Origin of the sequence: Peptostreptococcus sp. D1 (assembly GCF_900112955.1) — a bacterium.
In the GTDB taxonomy this organism is placed as follows: domain Bacteria; phylum Bacillota; class Clostridia; order Peptostreptococcales; family Peptostreptococcaceae; genus Peptostreptococcus.
Genome location: NZ_FONP01000012.1, coordinates 1 through 20,240, shown reverse-complemented (window position 1 = coordinate 20,240; position 20,240 = coordinate 1). Strand labels below are relative to the sequence as shown.

Annotated in this window: 18 protein-coding genes; all 18 read left to right on the top strand. The window is 33.3% G+C overall.

The window, feature by feature from the left end:
- Nucleotides 1–158: 158 nt before the first annotated feature.
- The 18 genes from BM120_RS08450 to pyk all read left to right on the top strand — a co-directional run bounded on the left by BM120_RS08450 (nucleotide 159) and on the right by pyk (nucleotide 19,595).
- Complete coding sequence (locus BM120_RS08450) at nucleotides 159–1,076, top strand: bifunctional enoyl-CoA hydratase/phosphate acetyltransferase (RefSeq protein ID WP_091994982.1); 918 nt, start codon at nucleotides 159–161, stop codon at nucleotides 1,074–1,076.
- 170 nt (nucleotides 1,077–1,246) lie between these two features.
- Nucleotides 1,247–1,702, top strand: coding sequence for a tRNA (adenosine(37)-N6)-threonylcarbamoyltransferase complex ATPase subunit type 1 TsaE (gene tsaE / locus BM120_RS08445; protein WP_091994980.1), 456 nt, complete (start codon nucleotides 1,247–1,249; stop codon nucleotides 1,700–1,702).
- On the top strand, nucleotides 1,702–2,421 hold the full coding sequence (gene tsaB, locus BM120_RS08440) for a tRNA (adenosine(37)-N6)-threonylcarbamoyltransferase complex dimerization subunit type 1 TsaB (protein ID WP_091994978.1): 720 nt from the start codon (nucleotides 1,702–1,704) through the stop codon (nucleotides 2,419–2,421). The genes tsaE and tsaB overlap by 1 nt, the downstream gene beginning before the upstream one ends.
- Entirely contained in the window at nucleotides 2,381–2,860 is a 480-nt protein-coding gene (rimI, locus tag BM120_RS08435; RefSeq protein ID WP_330389438.1) for a ribosomal protein S18-alanine N-acetyltransferase, read from the top strand. Before tsaB ends, rimI begins: the two co-directional genes overlap by 41 nt.
- 2 nt (nucleotides 2,861–2,862) lie before the next feature.
- Entirely contained in the window at nucleotides 2,863–3,882 is a 1,020-nt protein-coding gene (tsaD, locus tag BM120_RS08430) for a tRNA (adenosine(37)-N6)-threonylcarbamoyltransferase complex transferase subunit TsaD (RefSeq protein ID WP_091994974.1), read from the top strand.
- A gap of 20 nt (nucleotides 3,883–3,902) precedes the next feature.
- Entirely contained in the window at nucleotides 3,903–5,831 is a 1,929-nt protein-coding gene (abc-f, locus tag BM120_RS08425) for a ribosomal protection-like ABC-F family protein (RefSeq protein WP_091994971.1), read from the top strand.
- Between the two features lie 297 nt (nucleotides 5,832–6,128).
- Nucleotides 6,129–6,764, top strand: a complete 636-nt coding sequence (locus tag BM120_RS08420; RefSeq protein WP_091994968.1) for a redox-sensing transcriptional repressor Rex — start codon at nucleotides 6,129–6,131, stop codon at nucleotides 6,762–6,764.
- 218 nt (nucleotides 6,765–6,982) lie between these two features.
- The gene (locus tag BM120_RS08415) at nucleotides 6,983–7,150 is read left to right on the top strand and encodes a DUF362 domain-containing protein (protein WP_091994965.1); all 168 of its coding nucleotides are present in this window, start codon (nucleotides 6,983–6,985) and stop codon (nucleotides 7,148–7,150) included.
- A 537-nt stretch (nucleotides 7,151–7,687) separates the two neighbouring features.
- On the top strand, nucleotides 7,688–8,941 hold the full coding sequence (gene gluD, locus BM120_RS08410; RefSeq protein ID WP_091994963.1) for an NAD-specific glutamate dehydrogenase: 1,254 nt from the start codon (nucleotides 7,688–7,690) through the stop codon (nucleotides 8,939–8,941).
- A 398-nt stretch (nucleotides 8,942–9,339) separates the two neighbouring features.
- The gene (locus tag BM120_RS08405) at nucleotides 9,340–9,558 is read left to right on the top strand and encodes a FeoA family protein (protein ID WP_091994961.1); all 219 of its coding nucleotides are present in this window, start codon (nucleotides 9,340–9,342) and stop codon (nucleotides 9,556–9,558) included.
- Between the two features lie 223 nt (nucleotides 9,559–9,781).
- The gene (locus BM120_RS08400; RefSeq protein ID WP_177187409.1) at nucleotides 9,782–10,012 is read left to right on the top strand and encodes a FeoA family protein; all 231 of its coding nucleotides are present in this window, start codon (nucleotides 9,782–9,784) and stop codon (nucleotides 10,010–10,012) included.
- Between the two features lie 125 nt (nucleotides 10,013–10,137).
- The gene (gene feoB / locus BM120_RS08395) at nucleotides 10,138–12,291 is read left to right on the top strand and encodes a ferrous iron transport protein B (protein ID WP_091994957.1); all 2,154 of its coding nucleotides are present in this window, start codon (nucleotides 10,138–10,140) and stop codon (nucleotides 12,289–12,291) included.
- A 409-nt stretch (nucleotides 12,292–12,700) separates the two neighbouring features.
- Nucleotides 12,701–13,615, top strand: coding sequence for an aspartate carbamoyltransferase (gene pyrB / locus BM120_RS08390; protein ID WP_091994956.1), 915 nt, complete (start codon nucleotides 12,701–12,703; stop codon nucleotides 13,613–13,615).
- Nucleotides 13,616–13,628: 13 nt separating this feature from the next.
- Entirely contained in the window at nucleotides 13,629–14,318 is a 690-nt protein-coding gene (locus BM120_RS08385; protein ID WP_091994953.1) for a dihydroorotate dehydrogenase electron transfer subunit, read from the top strand.
- Complete coding sequence (locus BM120_RS08380; protein WP_091994950.1) at nucleotides 14,318–15,220, top strand: dihydroorotate dehydrogenase; 903 nt, start codon at nucleotides 14,318–14,320, stop codon at nucleotides 15,218–15,220. Before BM120_RS08385 ends, BM120_RS08380 begins: the two co-directional genes overlap by 1 nt.
- Before the next feature lie 131 nt (nucleotides 15,221–15,351).
- Entirely contained in the window at nucleotides 15,352–15,936 is a 585-nt protein-coding gene (pyrE, locus tag BM120_RS08375) for an orotate phosphoribosyltransferase (protein WP_091994948.1), read from the top strand.
- Between the two features lie 893 nt (nucleotides 15,937–16,829).
- The gene (pfkA, locus tag BM120_RS08370; RefSeq protein WP_091994946.1) at nucleotides 16,830–17,801 is read left to right on the top strand and encodes a 6-phosphofructokinase; all 972 of its coding nucleotides are present in this window, start codon (nucleotides 16,830–16,832) and stop codon (nucleotides 17,799–17,801) included.
- A gap of 36 nt (nucleotides 17,802–17,837) precedes the next feature.
- Nucleotides 17,838–19,595, top strand: a complete 1,758-nt coding sequence (gene pyk, locus BM120_RS08365) for a pyruvate kinase (protein WP_091994944.1) — start codon at nucleotides 17,838–17,840, stop codon at nucleotides 19,593–19,595.
- The last annotated feature ends 645 nt before the right edge of the window (nucleotides 19,596–20,240 follow it).

Genomic DNA, 20,240 nt, shown 5'->3' with positions numbered 1-20,240 from the left:
TGTTTAATACATAAAAAGCTAAACCCGCCTTGAAATTCAAAGCGGGTTTATTTATCGTTTTGGAGAAAACATTTGCATAAATAGCAGAATATGATAAAATTATTATTAGTGTAAGGAAAAAATAAAGCATAAATAATTTAATAAGAGGAGAGAGAAATATGATTAATCAGGATTATTTTGTGAATCTTGCAAAAGAAAAATCAGGAGGAGAAATTCAGACAGTTGCTGTTGCAGCACCTTATGATGAAGCAACATTAGAAGCACTTAGAAATGCTGTAGATTTAGGCTTTGTAAAGGTGCAGCTAGTAGGAGAAGAAAAAGTAATACTTGATGTAGCTAAAAAAGCAAATTTAAATATTTCAGATATGGAGATAGTCGATGCACAAGACCTTGCTGATTCAGCTCAGAAGGCAGTGGATCAGGTTAGACTTGGAAAAGCAAGTTTAATAATGAAAGGGCTAATAGACACTTCACTTATATTAAAAGCAGTTGTTAAAAAAGAAAATGAGCTAAGAACTGGAAAAACCTTGAGCTATGTAGGCATATTATTTAATGAAATTAAGGATAAATATTTCTTGACTTCCGATGGTGCAATGTTAATAGCTCCAGATTTGGAACAAAAGAAAGGTATAATTGAGAATGCAGTTGAAGTAGCGCATGCTCTTGGAAATGAAGAACCAAAGGTTGCAATGATTTGTGCTAAGGAAAAATATTATGAGAAGATGCCTGCGACTGTAGATGCTACTGAATTACAAAAAATGAATCAAAATGGTGAAATAAAGGGATGCATTGTCAGTGGACCATTGCAGATGGATAATGCTGTGGATGCTCATGCAGTTGAGGTAAAGGGTATTGATGATCCTGTGGCAGGAAAGGCAGATATACTTATAGTACCAGCAATAGAGGCTGGAAATGTATTGTTAAAGACTGCTAAGTATCTTGGTGGATGGACATTCGGTGGAGTAGTAGTTGGAGCAAGGGTTCCAATTGTAGTTTGCTCAAGATCTGATGGAGAATCTGCAAAGCTTGTATCAATAGCTGTTGCTTGTATGATGGCTGCAAAAAATAAAAAATAGCTTCTATAATGCTCGCACATTCCATTGTTCAAAATGGGTGTTGCGAGTTTTTTTGTGCAAATAGGAGTATTTTTTCAATTTTTGACCTATGAATCTATATATTGTTCTGAAATAGTGATATAATATAATTCGTGGTTATTTTTTAAACTAGTTTTGCAGTGAGGTGTAGTATGAAAAAAATTTTTCTTGAAGATGAAGAAAGTACAAAAAAAATTGGTAAGATAATTGGAGAAAAATTGTTTAATGGTGCTATTTTATGCCTAAATGGTGATTTGGGTGCGGGTAAGACTACGCTTACAAAGAGCATTGCAAAAGCTCTTAAAATAGATGAAGATATAACAAGTCCGACATTTACTATAGTGAATGAATATACAGAAGGAAGCATACCTCTATACCATTTTGATGTTTATAGAATTGGCGAGTCAGATGAAATGTACGATATTGGCTTTGATGAATATATAAATTCCGATGGGATTTGTATTATTGAATGGTCAAGTATTATTCGAGATATACTTCCGAAAGAAAGATTGGAGATAAATTTAAACTATAGTGATACGGGTAGAGAAATGGAGATAATATCTTACGGAGATAAATATAAAAAAATGGTTGAGGAGATGAATGTTTGATGAATATATTGAGCTTTGACACAGCGACAAGGTCGGCGAGTGTGGCTTTGATGATGGATGGAGCTTTGGTCGGTGAAATATTGATAAATGACAAAAGAACTCATTCACAAAAGCTAATGCCTATGCTTGAATCACTTATGAGTTTGGCAGATATGAGCATTGACGATATAGACCTTTTGGCTGTTTGTGTTGGACCTGGGTCTTTTACAGGAATTAGAATTGCAGTTGCAACAGTAAAGGCTATTTCTCATGCGAAAAATCTTCCTATTGTGGCGATTAATTCTATGGAAAATATTGCATTTAATGTAATGGATTCATCGAAAAGAATAATATCAATTTTGGATGCACAATCCGGAAATGTTTATTGCGGTATGTACAGGTCTGTTGAGGATAACAATTACTGTGTGGTAGAAGCTATAGATGTAATCAGCTTGGAACAGCTTTCAAATAGACTTGAATGCTCACCTGAAAATTATATTATCGTTGGAGAAGCCTTAGACAAATATAGGGCAAAGCTCAATTTTGATAATGTAGAGTTTGCATCTCCGGATAAGAATGTTTCGAGAGCTTCAAGCCTTTGTTCAATAGCGAAAATAAAATATGATAAGGGCTTGGATGTATATGACTGCTATACGATTTTGCCAAAATATTTGAGAAAATCTCAGGCAGAAATGCAGTATGATGAAAAACAAAGGAAAGCTAAAGAAAATGAGATATAGAGATATTAAAGCAGGCGATATTGACGGGATATATAAGGTTGAACTATCTGCATTTTCAGAGCCATGGTCACTTTCATCATTGAGAGAAGAATTGAATAATAAGCTTTCAAGATATATAATTGCAGAGGATGAGAATGGCAATATTATAGGCTACATGGGGGCTTGGTTTATTATTGATGAGGCTCATATTACGAAAGTAGCCGTTCACAAGGATTACAGAGGTATGGGCATTGGGGATGGATTGCTTAGCAGCTTTATTGAAAAATGCATGAAGGAAAAAATATGCTCGATGACGTTGGAGGTTAGAGCAAGTAATATTGTTGCTCAAAATTTATACAAAAAATACGGATTTGTTTTGGGTGGAATAAGAAAAGAGTATTATAACGATAATAAAGAAGATGCACTGATAATGTGGAAGCAGCTAAGGGAGGTGTTTTAAAAATGAAGGATGTGATAACCTTGGCAATAGAAAGCAGCTGTGACGAAACTGCGTGTGCTATTTTGAAAAATGGAAGAGAAGTTTTGACAAATATCATATCAACTCAGATTGAAACTCACAAAAAATTTGGTGGAGTTGTTCCAGAAGTGGCTTCTAGAAAGCATATTGAAAATATTGATGTTGTTGTACAGCAAGCATTAGAAGAGGCAAAGCTTGAATTTGTAGATATTACACATATTGCAGTAGCATATGGTCCTGGGCTTGTTGGGGCATTGCTCGTGGGGGTATCATATGCAAAGGCATTATCGTTTTCGCTTGGAATTCCATTTGTGGGTGTGAATCACATAGAGGGACATTTAAGTGCAAACTATATTGCTGATAATAATTTAAAGCCTCCGTTTATTACACTGATAGTTTCTGGTGGACATACTCACTTGGTAGAAGTGAAGGATTACGGTGTGTATGAAATTTTGGGTAAGACTAAAGATGATGCTTCAGGTGAGGCGTTTGATAAAATTGCAAGAGCAATGAATTTGGGGTATCCAGGAGGTCCGATAGTAGATAGATTGGCAAAGCAAGGTAACCCACATTCAGTTGAGTTTCCAAGAGCTTGCATCAATGAGGATGGATATGATTTTAGCTTTAGTGGATTAAAGTCATCAGTTCTAAATCATCTGAATTCATGTAAAATGAAGGGTGTTGAAATAATACCAGAGGATATATGTGCTTCTTTTCAAGCTGCAGTAGTTGATGTACTAGTCAGTAAAACTATAAAGGCTTGTAAAGATAAAAATTACGATATTGTGACACTTTCTGGTGGTGTTGCAGCAAATTCAGCATTGAGAGAAAAAATGAAGCAGGCTTGTAATGAGAATGGATTAAAGCTATGCTATCCACCACTTGTTCTATGTACTGACAATGCGGCTATGATTGGATGTGCAGGATATTATAGATATATTAATGGAAGAAGAGACGGAATGGAGCTAAATGCTGTTCCAAACCTTAGGATAGATAAAGGATAATAGAATGGAGGTGATATGACTTGATAATACTTTCATGTAACAATATAAATAAGAGCTTTGGGGTTGAATCGATATTGGAAGACATATCATTTTCCGTAAATGAAGGTGACAAAATTGGTATTGTAGGAGTAAATGGTACCGGTAAGACTACTTTGTTCAAGATAATCACTGGCATATATGGATATGATAGTGGAGACATTTATACGGCAAAAAATTGTAAGCTTGGTTATTTGGAGCAAAATACCAATCTATATTCAGAGCATACTGTATATGAAGAGGTATTGAGTGTATTCTCAGATTTGGTGCAGTCGGAGGAAGATCTGAGAAGGCTTGAACATGAAATATCGGAATATTCGACTACAGAAGATACTGAAGAGCTAGAAAATATGATGAATATGTATTCAAAAAAGCTTGAGGAGTTTGAAGAAAATAATGGGTATGGATATAAAAGTGAGGTCATTGGAACTCTAAGAGGACTAGGCTTTAGAGATGGCGAGATGGATAAAAGGGTCAATGTGCTTTCTGGTGGAGAAAAAACTAGGGTGTTACTTGGAAAATTACTTTTGAGTAAACCATCTTTATTGATGCTGGACGAACCAACGAATCACTTGGATTCGGAATCTGTTGAGTGGTTAGAAGCGTTCCTCAGAGCATATAACGGAACTGTAATGACAATTTCACACGATAGATATTTTTTAGATCAATCGGTTAATAGAATTTTTGAAATTAGTAATAGAAAGCTGACTACATATAACGGAAATTATACTGACTATCAAAAGCAGTCAAAAATTCAAAAAGAGTTGGAGCAAAAAAGATACGAAAACCAACAAAGAGAAATCAAAAAACAAGAAGAGTCTATAGAAAGACTGAAAGCATATGGTAGAGAAAAACATTTAAAGCGAGCTAGAAGTAAAGAAAAAATGCTCGACAAAATTGATAGGCTAGATAGACCCGATGGTGATAAGAGGAGGGCGAAGTTTAGATTCCAAAGATCTCATCAAAGTGGAAGAGATGTATTGAAGGTTGAGAACATATCAAAGTCATACAATGAAAAGAATATTTTTAAAGATGTATCATTTGATATTTATAGAGGCGAAAAAGTAGCTCTTATAGGTCCAAACGGAGTTGGTAAATCGACTTTGCTTAAAATGATAATGGGCGATGAAAAAAAAATGGCTGGTGAAATACAGATTGGTCAAAATGTAGAGATATCATATTTTCATCAAGAACAGAAAGCTTTGAACTTGAGCAATACAATTATTGAGGAAATATGGAATTCAAATCCAAAATTGAGTCAGACAGAGGTTAGAAATTTACTGGGAGCATTCCTATTTTACGGAGAAGACGTATTTAAGGAAATTAAGACATTGAGTGGTGGAGAACGTGCTAGAGTTGCTATATTAAAGTTGATGCTATCGAATTCTAATTTTCTATTGCTAGATGAACCGACAAATCATCTTGATATTGATTCAAAAGAGGTTTTAGAAGATGCGATTGAGAGCTATGATGGAACGGTTTTTACAATTTCACATGATAGGTACTTTATCAATAAAATTTCTGATAAAATTCTTGTATTAAATAAGGAAGGTATAACTGAATACTTGGGCAATTATGATTATTATATTGAGAAGAAAAAGCAACAGCAGGAGATGCAAAAAATCGCTGATGCTAGTAATGTTGCCAGAGAAAAAACGAAGACAAGGATAAAGGAAGAACGGAGAAAAGAAAAAGAAAATAAACAAAAGGAAAATGAAAGGAAAAAGAATTTAAAAAACATTGAAAATGAAATAACAATCTTAGAGAAACAGATAGCAGGATTGGAATATTTGTTATGTGATGAAGAAATATATCTTTTTCCCGAAAAAATTGCAGAAATTGGACGAGAAAAAAATGAATACCAGCGAAAACTAAATGAATTGTATGATAAGTGGGAACGAATGATTGAGTAGGAAAGTATTTTGTTAAATTTTTTGTAAATTTTATGAAAACACTCTTTACTAATACTTATCAACTGTTGTATAATATCTTTAATAAAGATAAATACCGAACTATGGCATAATTCTGTAGTTAAAATATTAGTTTTTATGAAGATATTTAATTAACAAAAAAGTAGTTTTATTTTTGACTATTTTTTTATTATGAAATGATAGGAGACAATTTGATGTGTATAAAACCTATGATTTGTATCATATGTGTGGTATATATCGAATATATCTAAAAAATACTTAAAATATTAGGAGGATAATATGGGAAATAAAAATATTTCTATGGCTGTAATAAGAAGATTACCAAAATACTATAGATATTTGGCTGATTTGTTGTCGAAAGATATTCAAAGAATTTCATCAAAAGAATTGAGTGAAATAATCGGTTTTACAGCTTCTCAGATAAGACAAGATTTGAATAACTTTGGTGGATTTGGTCAGCAGGGATATGGATATAACGTGGAAGCTCTACACAAGGAGATAGGTAAGATTCTTGGTTTAGACAGAAATTATAATGCTATACTAGTTGGAGCTGGAAATCTTGGGCAGGCTCTTACAAATTATACTGGCTTTAAGAATGCAGGGTTTGATATCAAGGCTGTTTTTGATGCTAATCCAAAGATGATAGGTCTAAAATTAAGAGATTATGAAATAATGGATTCTGACGAAATGGAAAAATATATCACTGATAACTCAGTTGACATAGCTATTTTATGTATTCCTAAAAACGGTGCTCAGGAAGTTGCAGATAAACTGATTAAGCTTGGAATAAAGGGAATATGGAACTTTGCTCCTATAGATCTTGAGGTTCCAAATGATGTAATAGTTGAAAGTGTTAATTTAACAGAAAGTCTATTCACGCTTTCTTATTTGATGAAGGAAGATAGTGAGCTTTAATTTATTATAAGTAGCCTTGAGTTAATAGATATCGATTCTCAATAGAAAATAAAATTTTCGATATTTATAATATTTTAAAATATTTATTCACTATATAGTGTATATTTGTTGGTTAATAAAAAAAATGATAAATTTTTGAAAAATCAATTGCAAATATTTATATACTTTGCTATAATAGTGTTGTCGATAAAATATTATGAAAAATGGAGGAATTAGATATGGCTTACGTAATTAAAGATACTTGTATTAGTTGTGGTGCATGTGCTTCTGAATGTCCAGTATCATGTATAACTGAAGGAGACATCTATGTAATAGATGGTGGAGCTTGTATAGACTGTGGTTCATGTGCAGGTGTATGTCCAGTAGACGCTCCTCAGCCAGAATAATTAAGTTTACTAATTATTACCAACATACTTATGTATGTTGGTTTTTTCTTTTTTGTATTTTCGATTCACCTAATACTCAGTTTTCCCGTATTTTTTGGAAGCATTAAATGATATTATTATAATAAAAATTTTGAGTTGTCATCAAGAATATTTGTATTTTTATGAAAATTTTGGCATTATTTTTTCTAAGAAATTTTTTCAAAAAAAAGAATTAATATTTACCTAAATCAACAAAATACCAAATTTGATAAAATATTATTATTAAAGAAAATTAAATACAAAATATAATAAAAAAATAAGCTAGGAAATAATTGTTAATTAATAGATTATTATACACTAATATAAATAAATGTGCTATAATTACAAGTAGTGGTTAGGAAAATGTTTCTATATTTCTTTTTTAAAGTTGTGTTAATTCAAATTATCACTATTTTTAGTGTGTTGAGAAATGCGATTTAAAAAGATTTGTTGGGGAATTGTCCTATCGATACTATAATATTAAATTTAAGAGAACTTAATTCATAAGGAGGCTTACAAATGGCAAATGTATTTGAAATGGCACAGGCACAAGTTAAAAATGCTTGCGATAAGTTAGGAATGGAACCACAGGTTTACGAACTATTAAAGGAACCTAGAAGAGTTATTGAAGTTAATATCCCAGTTAAAATGGACGACGGTTCAATAAAGGTATTCAAGGGATACAGATCTCAGCATAATGATGCAGTAGGTCCAACTAAGGGTGGTATAAGATTCCATCAAAACGTTTCATTAGAAGAGGTTAAAGCTCTTTCTATTTGGATGACATTTAAGTGTTCAGTAACTGGTATACCTTACGGTGGTGGTAAGGGTGGTATCATAGTAGATCCATCTGAATTATCTACTGGAGAACTTGAAAGATTATCAAGAGGATATATCCAGGGTATATACAAATTAATAGGTGAAAAAGTTGATGTTCCAGCTCCAGACGTAAATACAAATGGTCAGATAATGTCATGGATGGTTGATGAATACAACAAGTTAACAGGTGTTTCTGCAATAGGTACTCTTACTGGTAAGCCATTAGATTTTGGTGGTTCAGAAGGTAGAAATGAAGCAACTGGATACGGTGTTGCCGTTACTGCTAGAGAAGCTGCAAAGAAATTAGGAATTGATATGAAGCAAGCAAAGGTTGCTGTACAGGGATTCGGTAACGTTGGTGCTTACACAGTTAAAAATATTCAGAAGTTAGGTGGAACAGTTGTTGCGATAGCTGAATGGTGCAAAGAAGCGGGTTCTTATGCAATATACAAAGAAGATGGATTAGATTTCCAGGCTATGATGGATTACAGAGCTGAAAAGGGTAACCTATTGGATTTCCCTGGTTCAAAAGCTATTTCAATGGACGAGTTCTGGGGATGCGATGTTGATATCGTTGTTCCTGCTGCTCTTGAAAACTCAATTGACGCTAGAGTTGCTGAATTAATAAAGGCTAAGCTTGTTTGTGAAGCTGCTAACGGTCCTACAACTCCAGAAGGTGACGAAGTTCTTAACAGAAGAGGAATAGTTCTTACTCCAGATATTTTAACTAATGCTGGTGGTGTTACAGTTTCTTACTTCGAATGGGTACAGAACCTATACGGATACTATTGGTCAGAAAAAGAAGTTGAAGAAAAAGAAGATATAGCAATGGTTAAAGCTTTTGAAGCACTTTGGAAAATCAAAGAAGAATACAATGTAACAGTTAGAGAAGCTGCTTATATGCATTCTGTAAAGAGAGTTGCTACAGCAATGAAGCTTAGAGGATGGTACTAAGATTTAGAGAGCTATATTAAAAAAGTAATAAATAAAACAGATATTGGTTTCAATTATCAATAATATATTATTTTTTTACAATTACTTTAAAAGGAGGTTGATTTCAACCTCCTTTTATAAATTTTTTGAAAGGAACATCAAGGTAAAACAAAATTTTTTATAGAAAACATATTATTTATTTCTATAAATATTTAAATAGAACAAAAATAAGATAAAAAAAGTAATTTAAATTAATAAAATAATATTTCGCGATAATGTTGGCATGACATGCTTTTATATTCGATATATAAAATTGTAATCAATAGGAAAATAATTTCAATAATAGATTGACAATGATAATAATTTGCCTTATACTAAAAATATAATGATAATTTTGTTAAATATATTGGAGGAATGAGATGAATTTAGCTCTTGCACCAATTGGTGTTCAAATGAAAATTGTTAAGGTAAAAATAAAAGATGAACAAAAAAAACAGCTAGCAAATATGGGATTTATTGAAGATGCTGTGGTCTCAGTTGTTTCTTCTAATTCTGGAAACTTAATTGTAAATATTAAAGACAGTAGAGTAGGAATAGGAATAGATATTTCCCAAAAAATTATGGTTTCTCCAATATAAGTAATATTGGATATTTTTTAATTTATGAATGATAAAGAATATTATTGTGAATTAAGTGAGTTTGATTTTTCAGACTGCAATAAGATTTTTAAACTCCACTATATTAATATCATTAATAATGCTGTATATCTAATCGTGTGATATTTACTGTTATTTATTTGAGCATTATTATTTGGTTTAATAATTCTGGAAGCTAAAAACTATTTAATATGGAGGTTAGGTAATGTTGACGTTAAGGGAATCCGAAGTAGGGAAAACTTACAAGGTAAAGAAAATTCATGGCGAAGGATCTTTGAAAAGAAGAGTTATGGACATGGGAATAACTAAGAATGCAGAATTATTTATAAGAAAAGTTGCACCTTTGGGTGATCCTGTGCAGATTTCGTTAAGAGGCTATGAATTGACACTGAGAAAAGAAGATTCTTCGTTGGTTGAAATTGAACCAATTGACTAATGGTAATTGACGACATAAGCTGATTGCATTTTCAGAAGGATATATAAAGATATGTGATTGGTTGTTGCTGTTAATTTATTGAAAATGATAATCAAAATAAACGAAATAATATGAAGGGGGAAAAAATGAGTATCACTATAGCATTAGCCGGAAATCCAAATAGTGGGAAATCAACGCTTTTTAACGCGTTGACTGGATCAAATCAGTATGTTGGGAACTGGCCTGGAGTAACTGTAGAAAAAAAAGAAGGGAAATATAAAAAGGATAAGTCGATAAAAATTACCGACCTACCGGGAATTTATTCCTTATCTCCTTATACGCTTGAGGAAGTGGTTAGTAGGGAATATCTAATCAATGAAAAACCGGACGTTATCGTAAATGTGGTCGATGCGTCTAATATTGAAAGAAATCTATATTTATCTACGCAGCTATCAGAGATAGGAATACCTATCGTTATTGCTTTAAACATGATGGATATCGTTCAGAAAAACGGAGATAAGATAGATGTTAATAAGCTAGGTAGATTGTTGGGATATCCGATTGTGGAAATTTCTGCATTGAGAAACAAGAACATCGATAAAGTGATTGAAACTGCAATTAGTGTAGCAAAAACTAACCATGTTCATATCAATTCATTTGACGAGGAAGTTGAAAAATATATTAAAGAAATTGAATCACAGGTTTCAAGCGTTGGTATGTCTGAAAACAGAAGATGGTATGCAGTAAAGCTGTTTGAAGAAGATGAAAAGGCGACTGCTAACCTACAAATATCTGATGCAGAGAGAAAGACAGTAGAAGATATAATAAAAAGAGCTCAGGAAGAGTTTGGCGATGATGGAGAAGGAATTATAACAGATAATAGATATACATTTATTTCTAGTGCTGTGGCAGACACCGTAAAAAAAGGTAGAAGCGGAATGACAACTAGCGATAAGATAGATAGTATTGTTACAAATAGATTTTTGGCATTACCAATTTTTGCTGCCATAATATTTTTGATATATTATGTTTCAGTGAATATAGTTGGCGCAGATATTACCGATTGGGTAAATGATGAATTCTTTGGTGAGATGATAGGAGGATCTGTTAGAGCTTATTTGGAAGGCGCTAGCGTTGCACCTTGGCTTACAAGCTTGATTGTAGATGGTGTGATTGCCGGTGTGGGAGGAGTACTTGGTTTTACTCCTATTATAGCGACATTGTATCTATTCCTTTCAATATTGGAAGATATAGGGTATATGTCAAGAATTGCATTTATTCTTGATAGGATATTCCGTAAATTTGGGCTATCTGGAAAATCATTTATTCCTATTTTGATAGGTACTGGATGTTCAGTTCCAGGAATAATGTCTACAAGAACTATAGAAAATGAAAACGATAGAAAGATGACGATTATAGTTGCATCATTTATGCCATGTGGTGCAAAAACTGATATTATTGCATTGTTTGCAGCATCTGTTTTTGCTGGAGCCAATGGTTGGTGGTTTGCTCCGGTTTGCTATTTTGCTGGTATTCTTGCAGTCGTTATTTCAGGCTTAATTTTGAAAAAGACAAAAAGCTTTGCTGGAGATCCAGCACCATTTGTAATGGAGTTGCCTGAATACCATATGCCGTTGGTTTCTAATGTATTGAGAACTACATGGGATAGAGTAAGAGCATTTATAGTAAAGGCAGGAACAGTCATTCTTTTGGCGACAATAGTAATTTGGTTCCTTCAAAATATATCAACTAGCTTTGAGTTTGTGGAATTTTCTGAGGACAGTAGCTCTATCTTGGAGGCGATAGGTAGAACCTTTGCACCAATATTCAGTCCTCTTGGATTTGGAGACTGGGCAGCAACTGTTGCGACAATGACAGGGCTAGTTGCAAAGGAAGTTGTAGTATCTACCTTTGGTGTAGTAGCTGGATTGGGTGAAGTTGGACCAGACACTGATTCAATGATAAAATATGCAGCATCAGTTTTCACTATGGCTTCTGGACTAAGCTTTATGCTTTTCAATCAGCTGTGTATACCATGTTTTGCAGCTGTTGGAGCAATAAGAGAAGAAATGCGTAGTGCAAAATGGACATGGTTCGCATTGGGATATCAGATGGTGTTTGCATACTCGATATCATTGATGGTATTCCAGTTTGCCAATGTGTTTTTATTAGGCAATCCGGCTACAGCATGGACTTATATTGCAGGTGCAATATTTGTAGTAATGCTTTATCTAATGTTTAGAAAACCGAAAGAAGCAAAGGAAATGGCAAAGAGTGCCGTTGCAGAAAGTGGTAAATAGCTTTTAGGAGGCGATAGCATGAATTTGCCAACAATCTTAGTATTGATAGTCTTGACTGTTGTGGTTGGATTTAGTATTAAAAAATTAAAAAAGAGCGGAGGGTGCTCCGGTTGTAGTGAAAGTGGATGTGGATCCTGCTCAAGCAGCAGAAACAACCATTAATATGGCAGTATCAATAATAAAATATAAAAGCAACAGCAGATAGGCTTTAAAAATTTAGCGTTGATGGTAAATTTTTGTACTTTATCGAAGGATGAGTGTAGAAATTCGATCAACGCTATTTTTTTGATTATTTTTCTAGACAATAAAAATAATGATTGACAAAAGTACCAAAAAAATGATAATCTTTCTAAGAAGATATTTATTCTGTATTTTAATTTGGTTCCGTGAGGCCAAAAAGGAGGAAAATATGAAAAATAAACATTTAGTGAAGCCAGATGATTTCACAGTCGAAGAAATCGACTCAATAATTGAGCTTGGTATGCAAATTAAACAAAATCCAAGAGAATATATAAAGGTATGTGAAGGATATTTAATGGCTACGTTATTCTATGAACCGTCAACGAGAACTAGGCTTAGCTTTGAGGCTGCTATGAGTAGATTGGGAGGGAAGATAATAGGCTTTTCCGATCCAAATGCTTCATCTGTTTCAAAGGGAGAAAGCTTGGAGGATACGATTACGACAGTGTCTAAATATGTGGATATTATTGCAATGAGACATCCACAATCCGGTGCTGCTCAACAGGTAGCTTCAGTCAGTAGTGTTCCATTCATCAATGCTGGTGATGGAGGAAATCAACACCCAACCCAGACCTTAACAGATTTACTTACAATAAAATTATGTATGAAAAGGCTAGACAATCTTACAATAGGAATGTGTGGCGATTTAAAATACGGAAGAACAGTACATTCTTTGGCAAAGGCGATGTCGAGATACAAAAATATTAAATTTGTGTTCATTTCTCCGGAAGAATTAAAAATGCCCGAATACGTATTGAATGGTTTGGGAGATACTCAGTACATTGAAACCGATAACTTAGATGATTCAATTGCAGAGCTGGACATATTATATATGACAAGAATTCAGAGAGAAAGATTTGAAGATAAGGCTGAATATGAAAAATTGAAAGACATATACATTCTTGATTCAAAAAAAATGGAGAATGCAAAGGCGGATATGATAGTAATGCATCCATTACCGAGAGTCAATGAAATTTCAACTGATGTTGATAACGATAGCAGAGCAATGTATTTTGAGCAAGCTCAGTATGGAATGTATGTCAGAATGGCATTGATAATGAAGCTGCTTGGTATAAGTAAGTAAGGAGATAGTTTGAATGATATATAATGTTTTAGATAATAAATATGTGGGAGAAGGGATGTTTCACATAAAGATTGAGGGCTCGTTTGAGGCAAAGATGGGTCAATTTTTTATGCTCAGAGCTTGGGATAAATATCCGTTACTTTCTAGACCAATAAGTATATATGATATAGACGAGGAGGGTATTAGCTTTCTCTACAAGGTCGTAGGTGAGGGAACAAAAATAATCTCAAATCTCAAAAAAGGTGATGAAATTGAACTACAAGGTCCGTATGGAAACGGATTTGAAAAAGTAAGTGGAAGAGTTGCTTTGGTAGGCGGTGGAGTGGGAATTGCACCACTTTATATGGTTGCAAAAAATATTCCCAACTGTGATGTTTATTTAGGTTTTAGGGAAGATAGAATTGCTGTCGATGATTTTGAAAATGTATGTGACAATCTTTTTACGACTGTAGGAGATACATTTATTACAGATATTATCGATTTTAATAAATATGATCATATAATTGTTTGTGGTCCAACTCCCATGATGAAAAAGATTTTGGATTTGACGAGGAATAAGAATGTAAGGGTTCAAGTATCTTTGGAAAATCATATGGCTTGTGGTGTCGGAGCGTGCTTGGTGTGTACTTGCAAGACAAAAGATGGAAATAAGAGAACTTGCAAAGATGGACCGGTGTTTTGGGGAGAGGACGTGATATTATAATGGCTGATTTAAAAGTAAATTTATGTGGAATAGAGTTAAAAAATCCCATCATCATGGCATCTGGAACGTTTGGATTTGGTAGAGAATATGGAGAGCTCTATGATATAAATTCTCTTGGTGGAATAAGCTCAAAAGGGCTTACATTTGAAAAAAGAGATGGCAATAACGGTCTTAGAGTATATGAAACACCTTCTGGGATGATGAATAGTGTTGGGCTTGAAAATCCCGGTGTTGAAGGATTTATCAAAAACGAGCTGCCGTATTTTTCAAAGCTTGATGCTTGTAGAATAGTAAATCTAGGCGGTGGATGCGAGGATGACTATGTAGAAGGTGCAAGGTTGCTGAATGACAAAGATTTTGATATTGTGGAACTAAATATATCATGTCCCAATGTAAAACATGGAGGAATGGCTTTTGGAATAAAATCAGAAATAGCCAGAGAAGTTGTAAGAGCAGTTAGAAAAGCCACTTCAAAGCCTCTCATTGTTAAACTGTCACCTAATGCAGAGGATATAGTTGAAATGGCAAGGGTATGTGAGGAAGAAGGTGCTGATGGAGTTTCGTTGGTCAATACGTTCAAGGCTCTTGCGATTGATGTAGAAAACAGACGACCTGTCTTTGAAAATGTTACAGCTGGACTTTCAGGACCAGCGATCAAGCCGATTGCTTTAAGAATGGTATATGAAGTGAGCAAGGCTGTGAAAATTCCGGTAATCGGTATGGGTGGTATTATGTGTGCCAGAGATGTAATAGAATTTATCATGGCTGGAGCAACCTGTGTTCAAATAGGTACTGCAAATTTCGTCAACCCTACTATCGGAAAGGATATAATAGAGGAATTGAACTACTTTATAGATTCTAGAGGAATAAAATCTCTTGATGAAATTCGAGGAATAGTATAGTATAAAAGAATAATGTAATATAGAAAAGATAATATAATAAAAAAGAAAATATAAAGAAATAAAATATGATATATAATAATATAATATCGGTTAGAATATATTCTAGTTTTAAAAAGTAATTGGAGGATATAATGGAAAATAAGATAGATGTAATTGAAATATTAAAGGAATGTGATGCGTTATTAGAAGGGCATTTTTTGCTTTCATCTGGAAAGCATTCAAATAGATATGTTCAATGTGCAAAGGTGTTAAGATTCCCAGACAAAGCTGAAAAAATACTTAGCCTAGTAGTAGAAAAGATTAAGGCTTTGGATATAGATTTAGTTGTTGGTCCAGCAATGGGAGGTGTCATTGTTTCATACGAATTAGGAAGACAGTTAGGAAAAGAGGCTGTATTTACAGAAAGAAAAAATAATATAATGGAGCTTAGAAGAGGGTTTGAAGTTAAACCGGGGGCTAAAATAATAATAGCCGAAGATGTAGTAACTACGGGCAAGTCTACAATCGAAACAAAGAAGGTTCTTGAAGGTCTTGGTGGAAATGTAATCGGTGTTGCCTGTATTGCAAATAGAACAAAGGATGATATTGGAATGCCTATATATAGTGCTATTGATATAGATATACAGGTATATGAATCTGATAATTGCCCACTTTGTAATGAAGGAAAAATAGATTTGGTAAAACCAGGAAGTAGAGAATTTAAAGATAATAAATAAGTGTTTGATAGTTTGACAATAGAATCAATATGGATATTAAACTGTTACGGCATCAAGCTAATTATGACTTGATGCTGTAACAAAAAATTAAAATATTTAAAATTCGGATTTGTAAGCTCTATTTGAGAGAATCCCCGAAATTAATCGATTTAGGAAAAATATATAATCGGAAAATAAAGAACAAAGTATACAAACAATTTTTAAACAATTTTTGCTTTTTTTCATATATTAACTCAAATAAACAGTGCAGATTGCAGCTATTGTATAAATGGATATAATAGTGTTTTTAATTTTCATATAAATTCGATGTAAATATACTTATATTTTAGTGTATGAAATTTAATAATTAGCAGAAATGATATTTTTTATTTTATTAAAAAAGAGTGTATGTAATTTTTGTGGCTTCTTAAGTAATTTAGGAATAAATTCCATAGCAGTATGAGTGTTGGGATGCTTAGAATGAGGTTTATTGAACTTATCCATCAATGATTATTGAAAATTGAAGCTATCATTTGGGATTTAGTATTGTACAAGAATGTGTCAATATGCTATAATAACAGTTGATGGATGTTTTTCATCAAAATTTTTTAACCATGATGGGATAATAATATCTGTGATGGACGAATTTAGTCCCTTTATTTTAAAAAAATAAGCTTTATGAACTGAAGTATTTTGTGCCAATGTAAGAAAATTGATACACTGGAGAAAAAGCAATAAATAGTATATTAATACATAATAAATGGAATGAGTAATATATAAAGCATATAAAATAAGAAAAAGCAGTACATAGAAATAAAAAACATAAAAATAATGTACACAAAAATAAAGTGCATAAAAATAAAGTGCATAAAATAAAATAAGTGAAGTGAGTATGGTAAGAAGGAGGCATTATTATGAAGGCAATAGGTATTTTGACAAGCGGTGGAGACGCTCCAGGAATGAATGCGGCCATTAGAGCCGTTGTCAGAACAGCAATATACTATGGCTACAAAGTATATGGAATCGAAAAGGGATACAAGGGATTGTTAAATGAGGAGTTTGTCGAAATGGACTTATCATCTGTAGGTGATATTATCCAGAGAGGTGGAACGATACTAAAATCTTCTAGAAGTGATGAATTTAGAACTGAAGAGGGAAGAGCAAAGGCTGTAAAAATTTTGGAAAAAATTGGAATTGAAAGCTTGGTAGTAATTGGTGGTGATGGAACATTTAACGGAGCTAAAAAACTATGCGAGCTTGGCGTTTCAGCAATAGGAATTCCAGGGACAATAGACAATGATTTGGCGTATACTGATTACACAATTGGATTTGACACTGCTATGAATACTATAATAGATGCTATTTCAAAAATAAGGGATACTTCTTCTTCGCACGATAGAGTGAATATTGTCGAAGTGATGGGTAGACATTGTGGAGATTTGGCTCTTTATGCAGGCTTGGCAGGTGGAGCAGAATCAATAGTCGTACCTGAAATAGATATAAAGACTGAGGAAATTGTAAAACGATTAAAGACGACTCAAAAAAGAGGAAAAAAGCACAGTATAATTGTTTTAGCAGAAGGTGCAACAAGCATTGAAAATGGAGCTATTGGATTAAAGGCTGCGTTGACAGACGAGGATAAGGCAGATGTTAGAATAACAGTTCTTGGACATGTTCAAAGAGGCGGTGCACCATCTGCATTTGATAGAATACTTGCCAGTAAGCTTGGAAATAAAGCTGTTGAATTATTGATAGAGGGAAAAAGTAGTAGAGTTGTAGGTATCAAAAATAACGAGATTATTGATATGGATATAGATGAAGCACTTGCTGTAGAAAAGAAATTTGACGAAGAAAGCTACGAAATGGCCAAAGTGCTATCGATATAGCCGTATATGTTTTTTATTTTAATGGGAGTGAACAAAATGGTTAGTTTAAAGAAAACAAAAATAGTGTGTACAATGGGACCGGCAACCGATTCTGATGATGTATTGAGAGATCTGGCGTTGAATGGATTAAACGTATGTAGATTTAATTTTTCTCATGGATCACATGAGGAACACAAAGCTAGAATGGATAGGACGAAGAGAATTAGAGAAGAATTGGAGATGCCGATTGCTATTCTGTTGGATACAAAAGGACCTGAGATTAGAACAGGTGATTTTGAGGAACCTGTAATTTTGGAAGAGGGTGCTGAATTTACAGTTACTATGGATGAATGTGTGGGTAATAGTGAAAGGTGTACTGTTTCATATAAAAATATGGTCAATGATGTAAAAGTTGGTGATAAAATATTACTTGATGACGGTTTGATAGAGTTGCTAATCAAGGAGATTGAAGGAAATGACATATTGACTGTTGTAAAAAATTCTGGGAAAATATCATCAAAGAAGGGGGTAAATCTGCCAGGTGTTGTAATCAATCTACCGGCAATTACTGACAAGGATATTTCAGATATAGAGTTTGGAATTGAGCAAGGTATAGATTTTATAGCAGCATCATTTGTAAGAAAAGCCTCTGATGTTTTAGAAATTAGAAAGGTGCTTGAAAACAACGATGCTTCAGATATTCAAATAATATCGAAAATCGAAAGTCAAGAAGGTGTTGATAACATAGATTCAATTCTTCAAGTTTCTGACGGAATAATGATTGCAAGAGGTGATATGGGAGTTGAAATTCCTGGAGAAGAGGTTCCGATTGTACAAAAGATGATAATAAAGAAATGTAATGAATTGGCTAAGCCTGTTATTACAGCAACTCAGATGATGGATTCAATGATTAGAAATCCAAGACCAACTAGAGCGGAGGTAACAGATGTAGCCAATGCGATTTATGACGGAACTGATGCAATAATGCTATCTGGTGAAACTGCGGCTGGGAAATATCCAATAGAAGCTGTAAAAACTATGAATAGAATAGCTATTAGAACAGAAGAAACACTTGACTATAGCGTTGGAAATCAAAAGAATTCGCTTTGTAGTGGAATCAAGGTTACAGATGCAATAAGTCACGCAACTTGTACGACAGCTATGGATTTAAATGCTAAAGCGATAATAACGTGTACTTCCTCTGGATATACGACTAGAATGGTATCGAAATTCAGACCTCAGGCACCTATAATCGCAGCGACACAAAGTGACAAAGTAATGAGAAAATTATCATTGGTTTGGGGTACATATCCAGTTAAGAGTGAATTGGCAGAAAGCACTGACGAATTAGTTGAAGCATCAATAGAAGCTACAAAAAAAGCGGGGTTCGTACAGCCTAGTGACATCGTTGTCGTAACAGCTGGAGTGCCTGTTGGAAAAACTGGAAAAACAAATATGATAAGAGTAAGTGTGATTTCAGAATTTATTGGGAGAGGTGTAGGTATAGGTAAGGCATTTGTCGAAGGTACTGCTAGAGTCGTTCTTCCTGGAGAAAAATGTGAAGAATTTAATCAGGGAGATATCTTGGTAACTGTTGGAACAGACAGAGAAATGCTACCTTATATGGAAAAATCAGCAGCGATAGTAACCGAAACTGGTGGAATGACTTCACATGCAGCAATCGTCGGAATAAACCTCGGAATACCGGTAATTGTTTCAGTTCCAGATGTGACTAAAAAGGTTAAAACAGGTAATAAAATAATAGTTGAACCTTCATATGGAGGAGTAACTAGAGAAGAAAATATTAATAATTAATACATTCAAGCATTACTATTTCTTATAATAAAATAATGAAACTTAAAAGCATAGCTTTAAATACTAAGGCAATATCACCCTAAGTAATTTACAGCTATGTTTTTTTGAATAGTGATGGTTGGTGTAATATATGTGTTGACAACTAAGATAGCCTAACATATGTGTTGACAAATAATAATAGTGTGTAAAATAATAGTGTTGCCTTCATATTGACATGACAAGGTATTCATGATAAATTACAAGTTGGAAAATATTTAGATGCTAGAGCTATGTAACAAATTTTGTCACTAGATAATATGCCGAAATTTTTGATATTTTGATATAATGATATAAATAGATATAATGATATAAATAGATATAATGATATAAATAGATATAATGATATAAATAGATATAGTGATATAAATAGATATAGTGATATAAATAGATATAGTGATATAAATAAATATAGTGATATAAATGAATATAGTGATATAAATAAATATAATAGTATAAATAGATATAATGTAATCAGTTTATATGATTTGAAAAAATACGGAGGAGTAATGCTAGAAAAAAACAAAAAGTATAGATGTGAGATTGTTGATATCGGACAAAATGGAGTTGGAATAGGAAAGCATGAAGGCTTTACAGTTTTTGTCGATG